Origin of the sequence: Hymenobacter daecheongensis DSM 21074, assembly GCF_900141805.1 — a bacterium.
GTDB classification, from domain to species: Bacteria; Bacteroidota; Bacteroidia; order Cytophagales; family Hymenobacteraceae; genus Hymenobacter; species Hymenobacter daecheongensis.
Map to the genome: position 1 here is coordinate 1 of NZ_FQYN01000010.1, position 16388 is coordinate 16388.

Genomic DNA, 16388 nt, shown 5'->3' on the forward strand with positions numbered 1-16388 from the left:
CTCGTACTGGGCGGGACGCGTCGGAGGGCAAGACGCGGAAAGTTGGCCCGGGCCGTGTTTCACGGCAAGAAGGGGGAACTGCGCCAGCGCTACCGCGAGGGCATGGAGGACCAGCTGGGCGCCCTCGGGCTGGTCGTCAACGCCCTGGTGCTGTGGAATACCCGCTATCTGCAACAGGCGCTGGAACAACACCAGGCCGTGGCCGAACCGCCGGAGCCGGGCGAGGTGGCCCGGCTCTCGCCCTTGCTGCACGAGCACATCAACATGCTCGGTCGCTACGATTTTACCTTGCCCGAGGGCATTGCGGCCGGCCAACTGCGGCCGCTACGCGACCCGACGAGCCTGGAAGAACAGCTCGCCCAACTGCCCTAACGGGAATTTCTGTTCTTACTCTTGTGCTACCCCTAACTCAAAGCAGCACGTCGTTGACGGGCTGAATGCGCTCGGGCAGGTCGGTTTCGCCCAGCATTTCGCGCAGGTCGATTTCGATGGTGCGGCAGATGTCCGTCATGGGCACGTCGTTGACGTAGTTCTCGAAGGGGTCTTCGGAGTTGTCGCCCACGATTTCGATGGTGAGAAAGATCCACGAAATCAGCACTGAAAACGGCACCGTGAGCCACACGGCGCTGCCCTGGCTGAGCTTGCTGAACTCGCTGATGAGCCCGAGCGGCAGCAGCAGCACAAAAATCCACACGAAGACGGTGCTGAAATAGGCGTACTGCCGCGGGAAGGGCGTGTTTTTGATTCGCTCGCACATGCCCTGCAGGCTGTAGCACTCCTTCACGGTCTGCATCAGGTCGATGTGGCGAAAATCGTCGAGCAGGCCCTCGCGCTGGAGCCGCTGCAGCTCCAGGGCCTGTTGGTGCAGCAGCTGGGCCGCCGCGTTGGCCTTGCCGCACACGCGGGCATACTCGGCGGGCGCGAGAAATTTCTCCACTTCCGGCTCGGGGCCGCCGCCGGTGGTCAGGTGCAGGTCGGGCACGTAGCTCACGTTCTGGCGGTCGTAGATGGTGGTGCGGCGCAGCTGCAGGCGCAGGGCATTGAGCCAGGCCAGCTGCCGGTAGAGCAGCGTGCGGTGTTCGGCGGCCACCTCCGGAGCGGGCAAATTCGGGGCCGCCGGGCTGGCTGGTGCGGCCACGTAGGCGCAGATCTGGCTGCCCCAGAGCCGGCTGGCATTCACAATGCCGCCCCAGATTTTGCGCGCCTCCCAGAAGCGGTCATACGACTGGCTGTTTTTGAAGCCCAGGTAAAAAGCCACGGCAATGCCAATGGTGCTCAGCGGTGCAAACGGCAGCCGGATATCAATCCCGCGCTGGATTAAAAACCCGTAGCCCAGCGTAAGCAGCCCCGACCACAGGGTGAAGCCCAGCAGGTTGCGCCAGGCAAAGCGCATAATAAGGCTGAAACGAATGATACGGCGGACGTACATAGAGCAGAGAAATTAGGAGCTGTTGGCAATTTTTAACAAAACGTCATTCCTCGGCTGCGCTCGGAATGACCGTGTTTTGCCCTAAAAGTTCAGAAGCTGTGGCAGCCTTTACTCGCCCAGCGCAGCCAGCGCCTCATGCACCTGACTGACGACCATTGCGCCTTCGCCCACGGCCGAGGCCACGCGCTTCACGGAGCCGGCCCGCACGTCGCCCACCGCAAATACGCCGGGAATGCTGGTTTCCAGCGTGAGCGGGGGGCGCTGGTTGGCGTTGGCCGCGGGGTGGGGCAGGCCCGTGCGCACGAAGCCTTTTTCATCGAGCTGCAGGCAGCCGTTTAGCCACTGCGTGTTGGGCTCGGCCCCCAGCATCAGAAACACGTGGCGAATGGGCACCGTGTCGGCCTGCCGGGTCTGGCGGTGCTGCCACGTCACCTGCTCCAGATACCGCTCGCCGGCCAGCGCCACAATTTCGGTGTGCGGGTGCAGCGTAATCTGGGGCGAGGCCAGAATGCGCTGCACCAGATAGTCGGACATGGTGGCGGCCAGGCCCTCGCCGCGCACCAGCACGTGCACGTGGCGGGCAAAGCGCGACAAAAACACGGCCGCCTGCCCGGCCGAGTTGCCGCCGCCCACCACAATGATGTCCTCGTGGCGGCAGATTTCGCCTTCCATAGCCGTAGCGGCATAGTAGAGTCCCACGCCCTCAAAGCGCTCCTCGTGCGCCACGCCCAGCCGCCGGTAGCGGGCGCCGGAGGCCACCACCACCGCACGGGCGGCCACCGGCGGCTGCCCTTCTTCCAGCGTCAGCAAAAAAGGCCACTGCCCGCAGTTCAGGCCCCGCACCTGGTGGGGCAGGGCAATGGTGGCCCCAAACTTATGGGCCTGCACCTGCGCCCGCGCCGCCAGCGCCTGCCCCGATACGCCCAGCGGAAAGCCCAGGTAGTTTTCGATGCGCGAGCTGGTGCCGGCCTGCCCGCCGGGCGCTTCCAGCTCCAGCAGCAGCGTGCGCAGCCCTTCCGAAGCCGCATACACCGCCGCCGACAGTCCCGCCGGCCCGGCCCCCACAATGGCCACATCGTAGGGCGCATCATACTGCAGCTGCTCTACCAGGCCCAGGGCTTCGGCCAGCTGCAGCGTGGGCGGATTGCAGAGCGGGGCGGGCTGGTTGGGCAAAAATACGGCCGGCAACGCGGCCAGGCCGCCGGGCAGCGTGGCCAGCAATTGGCGGGCGGCCTCATCGGCGGCATCGAGCACCTGCACGGGGTAGCCGTTGCGGTCCAGAAACCGCTGAATGCGCAGCGCATCGGCCGAATCGTGGGGCGCTACGAGCGTGACGGCCCCCTGCTGGTGCGTAATCAGGCCCAAGCGGCGCAGCATAAAGGCCTGCATGATCAGGTCACCCACTTCGGGCTCGGCCACCAGCAGGCGGCGGAACTGCGGCCGGCTGACGCGCAGAATCTGCCCGCCAGCCTCGCCCACGCGGCCCCCAACCAGAATCTCGCGGTCGTTGAACAGGTCCAGCTCGCCGGTAAACTGATTTTCGCCGTGCACCGTGATAACCTGGGGGCCGGCGGCGGTGTTTTCGTAAATATCAATATAGCCGCGCAGCACCACGAAAAAATCGACGCTGCGCTGCCCGCGCTCAAACAGCACGGTGCCCGCCGGCAGCTCCTCCAGCTGCCCAAAGGGCCGGATGCGGGCCACCTGCTCTTCGCTGAGCACGGGAAAAATCTGGGCGGTGCGGGCGTACGGGTCGCGAGGGTCGAGCGGCGGGGGCGGGGCAGAGGAGGTGTTGAGGTTCATGCGGGGCAGGTTGCGTGCCAGCACAACGGCGGCCGGCTTATCCGCTAACGGTTTTGAGGCCGCGGCTGTTTGCCCCGCGCCGGCTGCCGGTCATTTCACATCCATTCCCGCAGATAAGCATACACTTCCGCATTGGAAAGCAGCCCGCCGTGGCTTTGGCGGGTGAAGATGCGGGTGCGGATGCCGGAATCCGGGGGCAGGGCAGGGTCGCCGAAGAGGCGGCCGATGCCGCTGCCGCCGCCCACCAGGCCGTCGCCGAAGTAGTGGTCGAGGGCCGAGCCGGCGGTTTTGAGCAGCGAGCCGACCAGCACGTGGTACTGCACGCCAGGCAGCGGGGGCACCAGCGTGCGCGGGGGCAGCAGGTCGTCGGCGCGCGGGTGCTGCCAGTCTTGGGCTACCAAAAAAGCATGGCGCAGGTCCTTGATGCCATTGCTGCGCTGGTTCATCACGTCGCTCAGGAAGCGCGTGGGGGCCACGTTCACCTTGCGCAGCACCACGGAGGTGAAGTGGCTGTTCTGCTCCAGAAACGAGCCTTCATTGGGCACGCCTAGCAGAAAAACCGACTTCAGCCGGCTTAGCCAGGGCGCTTGGTCTGGGGTTTCGGGTTGTTGGGTTTCAGATTTTGGCTCTTCAGCTTCTGGCTCTTCGGTCGGGGCCGCTACGGCATTTTCACCTGGGGCAGGCAGCGGTTGCGCACTTGCTGCCTGCTCATTGTTAATTGTCCATTGCGAAGCATAGTAGCCCGCGCTGCGAATCACCAACCCGCCCATGGAGTGGCCCACCAGCACCAGTTCCTTGGTGGCTTCGGGGTAGGCCAGCACCAACTCAGTGAGTAGTTTATTGAGCAGCTCGCCGTTCTCCGAAATGTGCAGGCCGCTGTTGTAGCGCACGTACAGGCACTGCACACCGGCTTCCTGCTGTAGCAGCGGCCCGTAGCGCGGCGTATCGGGCGAGCCGGATTGCCAGATCATCTCATCGCCCATCAGCCCGTGCAGAAACACCACCGTTTTGGCCGGTGCGGCAGGCAGATGCAGGTCGGGCACGGCCACATCGGTGCCGTAGCGCCGGAAGCTGAACCAGATGGCGCGCTCGTCGTGGCGGGCGGCCAGCTGGTCGCCAAAGGCCCCGTTGAGAATGGGCAGCGTGAAGTGGCCGTAGGCCTGGCCCGTGCGGTAGAGGTAGTCGAAGCCCGCGAGCGGAAACGAGGCCGCCCTTCGCGCGGCCGTCGAAAATCGACGCCAGCGCGAAGGGCGCTCATTATTGGTAGGTTCTTCGGCAGGCGAATCAGAATCGGTCACGGAATCAGGAGCTGGGGCGCAACCGGACCGCGCGGCGTGTGCAGGCGCAGCAGATACACGCCGGCCGGTTGCGTACGCAAATCTACGGTGCGGGCGCCGGCCGCGTTGGCCGGGCCGCTTCTTGCAGCACCACGCGGCCCAGGGCATCGGTCACGACTACGCTGTTGGCCTGCTACCCGGCAGGCGAGCCAGCAGCTTGAGCGCGCCGCCCACCAGCAGCCCGGTAGCCAGCCCGCCGAGGTGGGCAGCGTTGTCGGTAGTGGCTTTCAGGCCGGCCTGCAGCTCGCCGGGCACCAGCAGCAAAATCAGCCAGATCAGGCTGTAGCGCTGGGTTTTGGTCATGGGCACGGCCCCCGTGAGAGCCAGCATCAGCACCAGCCCATACAGCCCGAAGATGGCCCCCGAGGCCCCCACCGAATTCACGCCCCGCGTGTGCCACCACAGGCTGAACAGGCTGCCGCCCACGCCGCTGAGCAGGTAGGCCAGCAGCAGGCGGCCCGGCCCTACCAGCGTTTCGCAGAGCCGGCCCAGAAACAGCAGCGCCAGCGAGTTGAGCAGCAGATGCGCCACCCCACCGTGCAGAAAGCAGCTGGTGAGCAGCCGCCAGGGCTGCCCGGGCAGTGTGAGGGGCGAAAAGTTGGAACCCCAGCGAATCAGCGTGGCGCTGTCGGGGTGAAACGCATCCAGGCCGCCGGCTACCATGGCGGCAAACACGGCCAGATTGAGCAGCAGCAGCAGCGGCGTAATGAAATAGGCGCGGGAAACTCCGAACAGGTTGTGCCCGATTTCGGCCAGAATTCCCCGCTCTGGCTCCGGCGGGGCGGCAGTGGGGTGGGGCGGGGGCGCGGGCTGCCCGGTGGGCACCAGGCCCCGGCGCTGCAACTCCCGCACGGCGGCCGCGCCCACCGCAGGCGGGTAGCGCGGGGCGTTTTGGGCCAGATAAAGCAGCTCGGCATCAGTTTTCTGAGCGAACAGCTCGGCAGGATCGGAAGCGGGACGGTCTGCCAATGTGTCGTTTTGCGAGAGCCGGGGAGGGCGGGGCCTAACCACAGGCACCGCTGGCCAAACCGCCCCCAAAACCAGGCCCAACCAGCCGGCGGAGGCCGCGTATAGCCCAATAGCCAGCCCGTGCTGGCAGTCTGTCACCTTATTCTTTTTTCCATGTCGACCACTCCCGAAACTACCCAGCCCGACCAGCCTATCGCCAGCACCCCCGACGCCCGCGCCGAGCAGGAAGGCCGCCAGACTGAACCCAACGCCGCCCCAACGCCCGCTGTCGAAGGCCCCGGCAGCATCCCGGCCAGCACCCAGAGCAACATGGGCGACGGCGCTGGCATCCGCGGCGACTACGGCAACGCCAGCCAGACCAACGGCCTCGAAGGCGGCCCCGATTCCGCTGCCGACGGCAGCCCGAAGGAGCAGTAGGGTTCAAGCATAGCATCTGTCATCCTGAGCAGAGCGAAGGACCTTATCACGCTATAACGAGTCGTTGCCACGCTTCTTGTTCTTTCGTGATAAGGTCCTTCGCTCTGCTCAGGATGACAGCCGGTTTGGCAACGATTGCCCATAAACCCCAACAAGAGCCAACCCGCGCCGGAAGCGTATCTTTCCGGCGTATGTTGGCTCTCCTATTTCGTATGCGCCAAGCTTGGCTGGGCCTGACTCTGCTACTCGCCTGCGCAAGCAACCCCGCTCAAGCACAGCTGCGCAGCCCCTTGCCGCGCCTGCTCCGCGCCGATACCGCCCGCTTCGGCCGCGTGCTGCGTGCGCCCGCCCGCTACCGCCTCCAGATACTGTACACCCGCATTGACCGGGACGCCCAAAACCGGCCGCATTTCCGCACGTTCCGCTACCGGGTGCGGCCCCGCCAGTATTTTTACCCGGCCAGCACCGTGAAGCTGCCCGCCGCCGTGCTGGCCCTGCAAAAGATGCGTGCCCTGCGCCCCCAGGTGCCCGGCCTGAGCCTGGATTCGCCCCTGCGCATTGATTCCGCCTTCGCGGGCCAGACGCCGGTGCTCCGCGACACGAGCAGCGCCACCGGCCGCGCCAGTATCGGGCAATATATCCGCAAGGTGCTGCTGGTGAGTGATAACGACGGCTTCAATCGGCTGTATGAGTTTATGGGGCAAGGGGCGCTGAACGCGGAGCTGCGCGGGCGCGGGCTGCGGCACACGCGCCTCATCCATCGCCTCTCCGTGGGCGACCAGGAGCCCGGCTCGCGCCACACCAATCCGCTGGCATTCTTCGCCGATACCACCCTGCAGCGGCCGCTCTACGTGCAGCCCGCCGCCTACAACGGCCAGGCGCTGCCCCGGCTGCGCCTGCGCGGCGAGCAAATCGGCAAAGCATATATGCAGGGCGAAAAACTGGTGGCGAAACCGATGGATTTCAGCCGCAAAAACTACTTTTCCCTCGCCGATCAGCAGCAGGTATTGCGGGCCGTGCTGTTCCCCGAAGCCATGCCGCCCCGGCAGCGCTTCGCCCTGGCTGCCGACGACTATCAGTTCCTCTACCGCTACCTCTCCATGCACCCCCGCGAAAGTCGCGCCCCGCGCTACGACGCGGCCCATTACCCCGATACGTACGCCAAGTTTCTGCTGGGTGGCGGCGGCACCACGCCGTTGCCGCCGGGCGTGCGGGTGTTCAATAAAATCGGGCAGGCCTATGGTTTCCTGATCGACAACGCCTACGTGGCCGACTTCGACCACGGCGTGGAATTTCTGCTCAGCGCCGTGCTTTATGTGAATGCCGACGAAGTGCTGAATGATGATAAATACGAGTACGACACCGTCGGCTTTCCTTTTCTGCGTGATTTGGGCCAAGCCGTGTACCAGTATGAGCTGACCCGCCCGCGCCGCCACCGGCCCGATCTGAGCCGCTTCAAAATCGACTATGCCCGGCCCGATGCCCAATGATGCGCAGGCCGCCCGGCCGGTGGTACTGTCGGCGGGGCAGTACCGGCGGCGGGTGCGCCGCGAGGCCGAACAGGCGCTGGTGAGCCTGCCCGCTGCCATTCCGACGCTGCGGCTGGATATTCGCTACGCCACGGCCCGCAACTTTATGGGCGAGGCACTCTACGCCACGGCTGCCGCCTATCTGCGCCGGCCGGCTGCCGAGGCGCTGGCGGCCGCTCAGCACGAATTGGCCACTCACGGGCTGGGTTTGCTGGTTTTTGATGCCTACCGGCCCTACCGCACCACGGTGCGCATGTGGGACAAGATCCAAAACGAAACCTACGCCGCCCCGCCCTGGCGCGGCTCCCGCCACAACCGCGGCTGCTCCGTGGATGTGGGCCTGGTGGCACTGGCTACCGGCCGCCCCGTGCCCATGCCCACCGATTTCGACGACTTCACGCCCGCCGCCCACGCTGACTACGAGCCCGTGCCGCCCGACGCGCGCCACTACCGCACGCTGTTGCGCACCGTGCTGGCCCACCACGGCTTCCAGAACTACCCCGGCGAGTGGTGGCACTTCGACTTTCACCGCTGGGCCGAGTTTGATCTGCTGGATGTGGCGTTTGAGGAGTTGGAGTAGTTAGGGTTTCTTTGAACGATGTAGAGACGCATACTTGCGTCTCGTCGTTGAACGGCCCTGTCGAACGACCCCATCGAACTGCGCGGCCGACGAGACGCAAGTATGCGTCTCTACACCCTGTCGCTACAGCTATATCTTTCTGCGCAAAAACCGCTTTCAACGAAACGCACCGTGCTACCCGGCGCGGGGCTGCGTAATTTGCGGGCGTTTTTCTTCGTTTCCGTGCTGATGCTTCGATTGTTCCCGGTTTTTCGCCTCGCTGTTTTTATCCTTCTTGCGCTTTTTCTGACGGTCTTCGGCCGGGCGCTGCACGCCCAGAATATGCCGCCCAAGCGCGAGATGCGCGGCGTCTGGATTGCTACGGTGGAGAATATCGACTGGCCCAGCAGCCGCACGCTCACGCCCGAGCAGCAGCGCCGCGAATACCGCCGCATGCTCGATATTCAGCAGCGCAATGGCATCAATGCCGTGTTCGTGCAGGTCCGGCCCGCTTCGGATGCTTTCTACCAGAGCGAGCTGGAGCCCTGGAGCAAGTGGCTGACCGGCCAGCAGGGCAAGTCTCCCGGCTACGACCCGCTCCCGTTTCTGATCGAAGAAGCCCACCTGCGGGGCATGGAGTTTCACGCCTGGTTCAACCCCTACCGCGCCAGCATGGATTCCGTGACGCGGCGGCTGGCCCCCACGCACCCGTTCCGCCAGCATCCGGAGTGGTTTCTGCGCTACGCCGGGCTGCTGCTCTACAACCCCGGCCTGCCCGAAGTGCGCCAGCACATCACCAACGTGATTCTGGACGTGGTGCGCCGCTACGACATCGACGGCATTCACTTCGACGACTACTTTTACCCGTACCCCGAGCCCGGCCAGAAAATCCACGACGAGGCCGCCTTTCAGCAGTACAACCCCGACGGCCTGGCCCTGGCCGACTGGCGGCGGCAGAACGTGAACAAACTCATCGAAACCCTGCACGACACCATTCAGGGCACCAAGCGCTGGGTGAAGTTCGGCGTGTCGCCGTTTGGGGTCTGGATGAACAAATCGGCCCACCCCGATGGCTCCGACACCCGCGCCGGCCAGCCCAGCTACGCCAACCTCTACGCCGACTCGCGCCTGTGGCTGCAGCAGGGCTGGATCGACTACATCGTGCCCCAGCTCTACTGGAGCTCTACCTTCAGGCTGGTGCCCTACCCCGTGCTGCTGGAGTGGTGGACGCGCAACCACTTCGACCGCCACCTCTACATCGGGCAGGGCTTCTATCGGATGCTGGAAAACACCCGCTCCGACACGTCCTGGCGCAATCCGCGCGAAATGCCCAAGCAGATTCGCCTGAACCGCTCGTACCCGACGGAGGTGAGTGGCAGCGTGTTTTTCAGCTCCAAATCCTTGCTGCGCAACCCGCTGCACATGCAGGACTCGCTGCGCCAGAACCTGTTCCGCTACCCGGCCCTGGTGCCCGCCATGCCGTGGCTGGATGCCGTGCCGCCCCGCCCGGTGCAGAACCTGGTGCTCACCCGCACCGCGCCCGCCATCACCCTCACCTGGCAGCCCGGCCCGCCCGCCCCCGACGGCGACGTAGCCCGCTACTACGTGGTCTACCGCTTCACCAAGGCCCAAACGCCCACCCCCGACGACCCGCGCAACATTCTGGCCCTGGTGCCCGCCCGCGCCGGCGTGGCGCCCACGCTGGTCGATACGGCCGCCGTACCCGGCACCGACTACGCCTACTACCTCACCGCCGTAGACCGGCTACACAACGAAAGCCGCCCCGTGCGGGTAATGACCCAGGGCAAAGCCGCTGAAATCATCGTGGCCCAGGCCGAAGCGCCGGCCGCTGCCCCAACTGCCCCGGCGCCGGTGGCCCGCCCCGTGCCGCCCGCCCCGCGCCCTACAGTGAAGCCTGCGGAAACGGCCACCGTCACGAAGATTAAGACCAAAACCAAGGCGAAGAAGAAGCGGGGCTTCTTTGGGCGGCTGTTTGGGGGTCGGTAAGAGAAATAAGCGGAGCACCATGCCCCAACAAAAAGCCTCTCCCGCAGCTGCGGGAGAGGCTTTTTGTTGTTTAAAAGTGACAGCGCTAAATCGAGCGGTAGTCGAAGCGCAGGCGGGCGGTGGAGCCGGCCGTGCTGGCTCTGGTGCTCAGTACCCTTAGTATCAGAAACTCGCTGGTATTGCGCAGCTTCACCAAGATCAGGTCATTCACGGTCAGGCCGGCAACGGAGGTGGTGAGCTGCCCGGCGGCCTGGGCCTGATAGTAGCGCCGCGCCACCGAGTTGACGGTGGCCGAGGTGAAAAACTGGGTGGAGGTTTCGGTGCTGGGCAGGCGGAAAAACTGCGTGGCGTTGGCCGTGGCCAGCACCAATGCGCTGCCATTCAGGGTCAGGTAAATGTCCTTGTTAGCTGCCGGGCTGGCATTGAGTTCATTCAGGCCGGTTTTCAGGTTGAACGACAGCGAATCGGGGCTGGCATTGGGGCCGAAGGCCAGGCGGCCGACGCGCTGCTGCGGCAGGGGCGCGGGGGCTACCACCGTCACGGCGCTGCTTACGGATGCCGACTGCTGTAGCGAGTACACCACAAACCCATAGGTTACCTGCTGCCCCACCGAGCCCCGGGGCACCGTCACATCAACGCTGCGGGTGGCGGCGGCCCCGCTGCTCAGGCGCACCGAGCCGATGCGAACAGTAGGGCCATTCCCGATTTTGTAGTAATAGGAAAGGCTGTCCAGTGTTTTGAACAACGGCGGCGCGGAGCCCACCACGTAGCCTACGGGCAGGGTGTTGATGCCGGTTTCGTTCAGAATGAGGGAGTACGTGATAAAATCGTCCTCCGACTGCTGGGTGGCGGGCAGCCCGTTGCGGTAGGTAGCAGGCGTGGCCCCGAACTTGATTTCCGGGGCCCGGGCCACGTTGAAGGGTACGGCGCGGGTGCGGGAGCCGCCGTTTTTGAAGTTGACCACCACATCCAGCCGCACCGGCTGCTTATTGGGCAGGCCGGCCGGCACCGTGTAGGTTACCAGCTGCGACGAGGTGCGGTTGATGGCATCGTAGGTGAAATTGGGGGCAACGGTGCCCGCCACGGTGGAGTCGGTCTTGCTGACCACCTGCACCAGCCGGATTTCCTGCACCTGCTCGGGGTCGGCCACGGCCACCTGAATGCGGACTGCTTCGCCCGGCGCGTACTTCGTAACCACGGGTATGGCCCCCGTGAGCGTCACGGGGCCGTTGGCATCCTGTATGTCGGAGTAAGGCTCCTCGTAATCTTTTTTGCAGCCTGCGGTGAGGAGCACCCCGCCCAGCAGCAGCGCGGAGGACAGGCGGATCAGATAACTTTTATTCATGACTTGAAGGCTTCAGGAGAGAAAAATAGGACCACACCGGCTACGGCATGTCCCACCACAGGGGCCGGGTCACGTAGTCGGGGTCGTTGGCCCCGAGGCGGGCCACTTCGGCCGGGTTGTACTGCACTTCGGTCAGGCCGGGCAGCAGGCGACGCGGAAACTGGCCTTTCAGCGGCTGGCTGGCCTGCGGTACGTTGGTGGGGTAGCTCGGGTACACTAGGTTCACGTAGATCTGGTTGGAGAAGTCGTAGCGCCGCAGATCCGACCACGATTCCGGGTTCAGGAACATGGCAATGTACTTCTGCTCCATGATGTTGCGAATGGTCAGCGTGGCCGGCGACTGCGCTACCGCGGCACTGGCCAGGTAGTTATCAATCTGGGTGGGCGTGATGATAGAGAACGTGACGGCCGGCGAGGCATTGGAGCCGCCCTGCCCGATTTTGGCCATGTGCGCCCGGATACCTTCGCGGTAGGCGGCAAAAGCGCGGGCGGTGTTGCCGGCCTTAAAAGCCGCCTCCGCCTCAATGAATTTCAGCTCGTGGTAGGTAATTACCTCAAAGTAGCCCAGGTCGCGGGCGTACCAGGAGCTGTAGAAGTCCGTGACGCCGCCGGTGGCCGTGGTGGCCACGCCGCCGCCCCGGCCCGGATCAATACCGGCCGTGCCTACGGTGGCCGCCGAGGTCATGATGGGGCCGCGCGGGTCCGTGACGCCGGGGAAGGTGCCGTTGCCGTTCACGTACTTCACAAAGTTGGAAGCAAACGTAGCGGTGCCGAAGTTGGCGCGGGTGGTGCCGAAGATGTTGGTGGTGCCCGTCAGCGGGGCCACGGCCACCTGGAAGTTCAGCTGCGCATCGTCGGCGGAGGAGGTGAAGGCGCTGTCGCAGGCGGCCAGCACGGCGGCGGCCGAGTAGGTGCTTTTCTTGCTGAGATGCTGCAGCTGGCGGGCGCGCAGGGCGTAGGCCAGCTTCACCCACTTCTGCGTGTTGCCCTGGTAGAGAATGTCGCCGCTCACGCTGGGCGCCGTGGAGTACAGGGGCCGCACGTTTTCGGCGGCGGGGCGCTTCATCTGCACCGCGCCCTCGCGCAGCAGCTGGAAAACAGTGGCGTAAATCTGCTCCTGCGAATCGTACTTGGGCGTGTAGTTCTGTGAGCCTTTGAAGGCTTCCGTGTACGGAATATCGCCCAGCATATCGGTGGCATGGCTCAGAATCAGGGCCATCATGATTTTGCCGGTGCCCACATAGTAGGGCGAGCCTTCGTCCTGCCCCGCCTTTATCATGCCCGGGATATTGGAGCCCGAGTAGAAGTAGGTGTAGTTGAACGTGTTGGTGCTCTGCGCGTTGGTGAAGTAGTACTGGTCGTTGCCGCCGCTATTGGCCGTGCGGCTCACCAAGTACTGCGTGATGTAGGGCGTACGCAGCGCCGTAAACATCTGGGCCTGAATGCCCATGGCAATAACATTGGGTAGCAGCAGGTTGGGCGTAGTCGTGGTGGGGTTGTTGGGGTCGGTATTTTTGTCGAGGAAGCTCTCGCAGGAGGTCAGCGCCTCACTGCCAAGCAGCAGCCCGAGAAACAGCAGGTGTTTTTTCATGGAATTTTGTCTGGTTGGATGCTCCGGGCGCGCCCGGCCGGCAACAGGCCGGCCGACGCGAGGCCGGGCATAAACGGCTTAAAAACGATTAGAAGCTGACCCGCAGGCCCATATCCACGCCCCGGGTGGCGGGCACGCCGCCGTAGTCGAAGCCGGAAGAGCCGCCGCCGCGCACCCCGGCTCCGGCCGCGGCCGTTTCGGGGTCTACGCCGCTGTAGGGCGTAAACAGCACCAGGTTGCGGCCCGTCACGCTCAGCTCCACGCCCTTGATGATCTTGTCACCCAGCAGTTTGGCGGGCAAGGTGTAGCTGAAGGTCGCGTAGCGCAGGCGGGCCCAGGAGCCGTCTTCGATGAAGGCCGTGCCCACGGTGCCCAGAATGTTGCGATAGTACGTTTCGCTCAGCTCTACGGTGCGGGTGTTGGGGGTGTAGGTCACGGTGCCGTCGGAGCCGGTGGTGGCCACCACGCCGGGGAAGGTTACCTGCTTGCCGCGCTCCAGCGTCCGCTCGCTCAGGCCCGAGCGGGTCGCGCTCCAGTCGTTGCCGTTCACCACCAGGCCGCCCTTGCGGAAATCGGCCAGGAAGGCCAGCGACAGGCCTTTGTAGGCGAAGGTGTTGGTGACTTGCAGCGTGTAGTCCGGGGCGCGGTTGCCGGCGTAGACGAAGTTGGCATTCACGGTAGGGTAGCCCGAAGCGCCAATGACGCGCTGCCCATAATAAGGGCTACTGGCGTCCGTCACGTAGTTCCAGTCGGAGGCGCCAATGGAGGTCAGGGCCTTGTCGGGGAAGGCGCCGCCTTCGGCAAAATCAATCACGAAAGCATCAGACTGATACACCACTGACAGCACCGAGGGCAGGGCCAGGGTCCGGTTCTCGTTGCGGTAGAAGTTGGCCAGCACGTCCCACGAGAAGCCATTGTTTAGCTTCACCGGCGTCCCGCTCAGGGCTACTTCGATGCCCCGGTTGCGCACCTTGCCCCCGTTGATGTATTGCAGAATAAAGCCGGCGGCCTGGCTCACGCGGGGCGCAATAAGCTGGTCGCTGGTGATGGACTGATACACGTTCATATCCAGGCCCAGGCGGTTTTGGAAAAACTGCAGATCGAGGCCGGCCTCGAAGGAGCCGGTGCGCTCCGGCTTCAGAATCGGGTTGGAGCCGAAGAAGCCGTTGCGGTAGCCGCCCCCAATGTAGGTGGCCGTCACCAGCGGCGAATCTACGCGGTAGGGGCTTGTGTCTTTGCCCACGTTGGCGTAGGAGCCCCGCAGCTTGCCGTAGTTCAGAATATTGCTCTGGCCCAGGCCCAGCGTGCGGGTAAACTCGTAGCCCAGGGCCACCGAGCCGTAGCCGAAGCCCTTGCCGAAATTCTTTTTCTTGTCGGGGCGGGGCAGCGTCGACGACATGTCGTAGCGGCCCTGCAGCTCCAGAAATACCTGGTTGAAAGCATCCACGTTCAGGCGCCCGAAGTTGCCCACCAGCCGGCGCGTGCTGAAGCGCTGCAGCACGTTGCGGTTCACCGTGTTGTTGATGCCCACGAAGTTCGGCGTGGCAAAAATCAGCCCCAGGAAGTCGTTGGCCTCATTTTTATTCTGCTCCACGGTGTTGCCGACGACCAGCGTAGAATTCAGGTTCTCCGAAAACCGGTGCCGGGCCGTCACGAGCAGGTTGGAGTTGAGCACCCGGTTGAAGTTCACCGTTTCGGCAATACCGCCGTTCTGGTTGTCGCGCAGCGACGTGCCCACGGCCCGCACCGAGCGGGTGCGCTCCTGATAGAAATCGGTGCCCAGCGTGTAGCGCACGCCCAGCCATTCCAGCGGGTCGTAGGTAGCGGTGGCGTTGCCGATGAAGCGGTTGGTGCGGTCGGTCTGCGGGTTTTGCTCCACAGTCCAGTACGGGTTGTCGGCATCGTCGTCGGCCCCGGCCCCGCTGAAGGCTCCGAGCAAGCGGCGGCGGCTGCCGTTGGGGTTGTAGGCCACGCGCATATCATCGTTGCGCGGCCAGTTCAGAATGCTGACCAGATACCCGCCGCTCGAGCCGAACAGCCCCGGCCCCTGCACCGGCCGCTCGCCCCCCGAGTTGAGGTAGTTGGCCGAGGCTTCCACCCCGATTTTGGGCGTCAGCCGCACGGTGCTGTTTAGGCGCAGGGAGGTTTTGTCGTATTTGCTGCCCGGCACCACGCCCGTCTGATCGAGGCGGGAAGCCGACACCAGAAACGTGGCCTTATCGGTGCCGCCTGACGCGGTGAGGAAATGCTGCGCCGCTTTGCCCGTCCGGAAAAAATCTTCGAGGTTGTTGTAGATGGGCTGCCCATCGGCAAACTGCGGCCCCCACGAGCGGCGCGTAGTAGGATCGAACTGTCCGGTGGAGCCCTGCTGATAGCGGCCCTGCAGCTTGGGCAGGCGGTTCACCTCATCTATCGAATACTGAGCCCGGTACACGATGCTGGTGCGCCCGCTCTGGCCGCGCTTGGTGGTGATGATGACGGCCCCGTTGGCGGCCCGCAGGCCGTAGAGCGTGGCCGCGGCCGGACCTTTCAGCACCGTCATGCTGGCAATGTCCTCGGGGTTGATATCGGCCGCGCGGTTGGTGGTGCCCACCGAGCGGCCCAGAATGCCATTGAAGGCCGAGCCGCCGCCGGGATTGGTGCTTTCCACGAAGGACGAATTGTCCATAATAACGCCGTCGATGACGAACAAGGGCTGGTTGTCGCCGTCGAGGGAAGTGCCGCCCCGGATAACGATGGCCGCGCCCTCACCGGGGCCGCCGCCGGCGCTGTTCACGCTCACGCCGGCCACTTTGCCCTGCAGGGCATTCACAATGTTATTCTGCCGCGACTCAATGATGTCCTTGGCTTTCACTTCCTGCACTGCATAGTTGATCTGGCGCCGCTCCTGCTTGATGCCGTAGGCCGTGACTATCACATCGTTCAGCTCGGTGGCATTTTCCTTCAGTCCGACCTCAAGCGTCGTTTCGTCGCCGAGCACGCGCTCCTGCGAGGTGTAGCCGATGAAGCTGAAGATGAGCGTGCTGCCCGGCGCGGCCTGCACCGTGAAGCGGCCGTCGGGGCCGGTGCTGGCGCCGGTGGTGGTGCCTTTCACCAGCACCGTCACGCCCGGGAGCGGGGTGCGGTCGGCGCTGGCCGTGACGGTGCCGGTGATGGTGCGCAGGCTCTGGGCCCGGCCCGGCGAAGCCAGCAGGACACCCAGTACCAGCAGCAATAAGTAGAGTCTGTTCATAGAGAGTGGGAATGGAGGTGAAAAAAGGGGAGGTCGGGAAAAGGCAAAACCAGCGCCCCGCGGGCATACCAGGAACGCTGATGGCTTGAAAAACGCGGGCAATGCTTCATCGGGCTAGCAAACGGGTTGGTTCTCATGCGGTGAGCCAAGCGCAGGTGGCAACAGGGTTT

At 64.5% G+C, this 16388-nt stretch carries 12 protein-coding genes; 5 read left to right on the forward strand and 7 right to left on the reverse strand.

All coding sequences use genetic code 11. The features are described from left to right. Positions 1-372: Tn3 family transposase (locus BUB62_RS16780; protein WP_143164003.1), on the forward strand; the 372-nt coding region annotated here is incomplete at its 5' end. A gap of 37 nt (positions 373-409) precedes the next feature. On the opposite strand, the gene BUB62_RS16785 is transcribed toward BUB62_RS16780, so the two are convergent. The 4 genes from BUB62_RS16785 to BUB62_RS16800 form a co-directional block, all read right to left on the reverse strand. Continuing rightward, complete coding sequence (locus BUB62_RS16785) at positions 410-1429, reverse strand: bestrophin family protein (protein WP_073112127.1); 1020 nt, start codon at positions 1427-1429, stop codon at positions 410-412. 108 nt (positions 1430-1537) lie between these two features. Beyond that, positions 1538-3232, reverse strand: a complete 1695-nt coding sequence (locus BUB62_RS16790) for an FAD-dependent oxidoreductase (RefSeq protein ID WP_073112129.1) — start codon at positions 3230-3232, stop codon at positions 1538-1540. Between the two features lie 95 nt (positions 3233-3327). Further along, positions 3328-4530, reverse strand: a complete 1203-nt coding sequence (locus BUB62_RS16795) for an esterase/lipase family protein (protein WP_073112131.1) — start codon at positions 4528-4530, stop codon at positions 3328-3330. 156 nt (positions 4531-4686) lie between these two features. Continuing rightward, a complete protein-coding gene (locus BUB62_RS16800) occupies positions 4687-5538 on the reverse strand; it encodes a rhomboid family intramembrane serine protease (RefSeq protein ID WP_073112133.1) in 852 nt (283 codons plus the stop codon). A gap of 153 nt (positions 5539-5691) precedes the next feature. Here BUB62_RS16800 and BUB62_RS16805 point away from each other — a divergent pair, with 153 nt between their 5' ends. From BUB62_RS16805 to BUB62_RS16820, 4 genes are all read left to right on the forward strand, one after another. After that, positions 5692-5955 carry a hypothetical protein gene (locus tag BUB62_RS16805; RefSeq protein WP_073112135.1) on the forward strand — a complete coding sequence of 88 codons (264 nt, stop codon included), beginning with the start codon at positions 5692-5694 and terminating at the stop codon, positions 5953-5955. A 212-nt stretch (positions 5956-6167) separates the two neighbouring features. Next, positions 6168-7445: a serine hydrolase gene (locus BUB62_RS16810; protein WP_073112137.1), complete on the forward strand. Its 1278-nt coding sequence runs from the start codon at positions 6168-6170 to the stop codon at positions 7443-7445. Further along, a complete protein-coding gene (locus tag BUB62_RS16815; RefSeq protein WP_073112139.1) occupies positions 7423-8064 on the forward strand; it encodes a M15 family metallopeptidase in 642 nt (213 codons plus the stop codon). Before BUB62_RS16810 ends, BUB62_RS16815 begins: the two co-directional genes overlap by 23 nt. Before the next feature lie 228 nt (positions 8065-8292). Next, positions 8293-10050 carry a glycoside hydrolase family 10-like protein gene (locus BUB62_RS16820; protein WP_143164243.1) on the forward strand — a complete coding sequence of 586 codons (1758 nt, stop codon included), beginning with the start codon at positions 8293-8295 and terminating at the stop codon, positions 10048-10050. Positions 10051-10135: 85 nt separating this feature from the next. On the opposite strand, the gene BUB62_RS16825 is transcribed toward BUB62_RS16820, so the two are convergent. The 3 genes from BUB62_RS16825 to BUB62_RS16835 form a co-directional block, all read right to left on the reverse strand. Further along, positions 10136-11395, reverse strand: coding sequence for a hypothetical protein (locus BUB62_RS16825; RefSeq protein WP_073112143.1), 1260 nt, complete (start codon positions 11393-11395; stop codon positions 10136-10138). Positions 11396-11435: 40 nt separating this feature from the next. Then, on the reverse strand, positions 11436-12986 hold the full coding sequence (locus BUB62_RS16830) for a SusD/RagB family nutrient-binding outer membrane lipoprotein (RefSeq protein ID WP_073112145.1): 1551 nt from the start codon (positions 12984-12986) through the stop codon (positions 11436-11438). An 88-nt stretch (positions 12987-13074) separates the two neighbouring features. Beyond that, on the reverse strand, positions 13075-16218 hold the full coding sequence (locus BUB62_RS16835) for a SusC/RagA family TonB-linked outer membrane protein (RefSeq protein ID WP_073112147.1): 3144 nt from the start codon (positions 16216-16218) through the stop codon (positions 13075-13077). Positions 16219-16388: the final 170 nt, after the last annotated feature.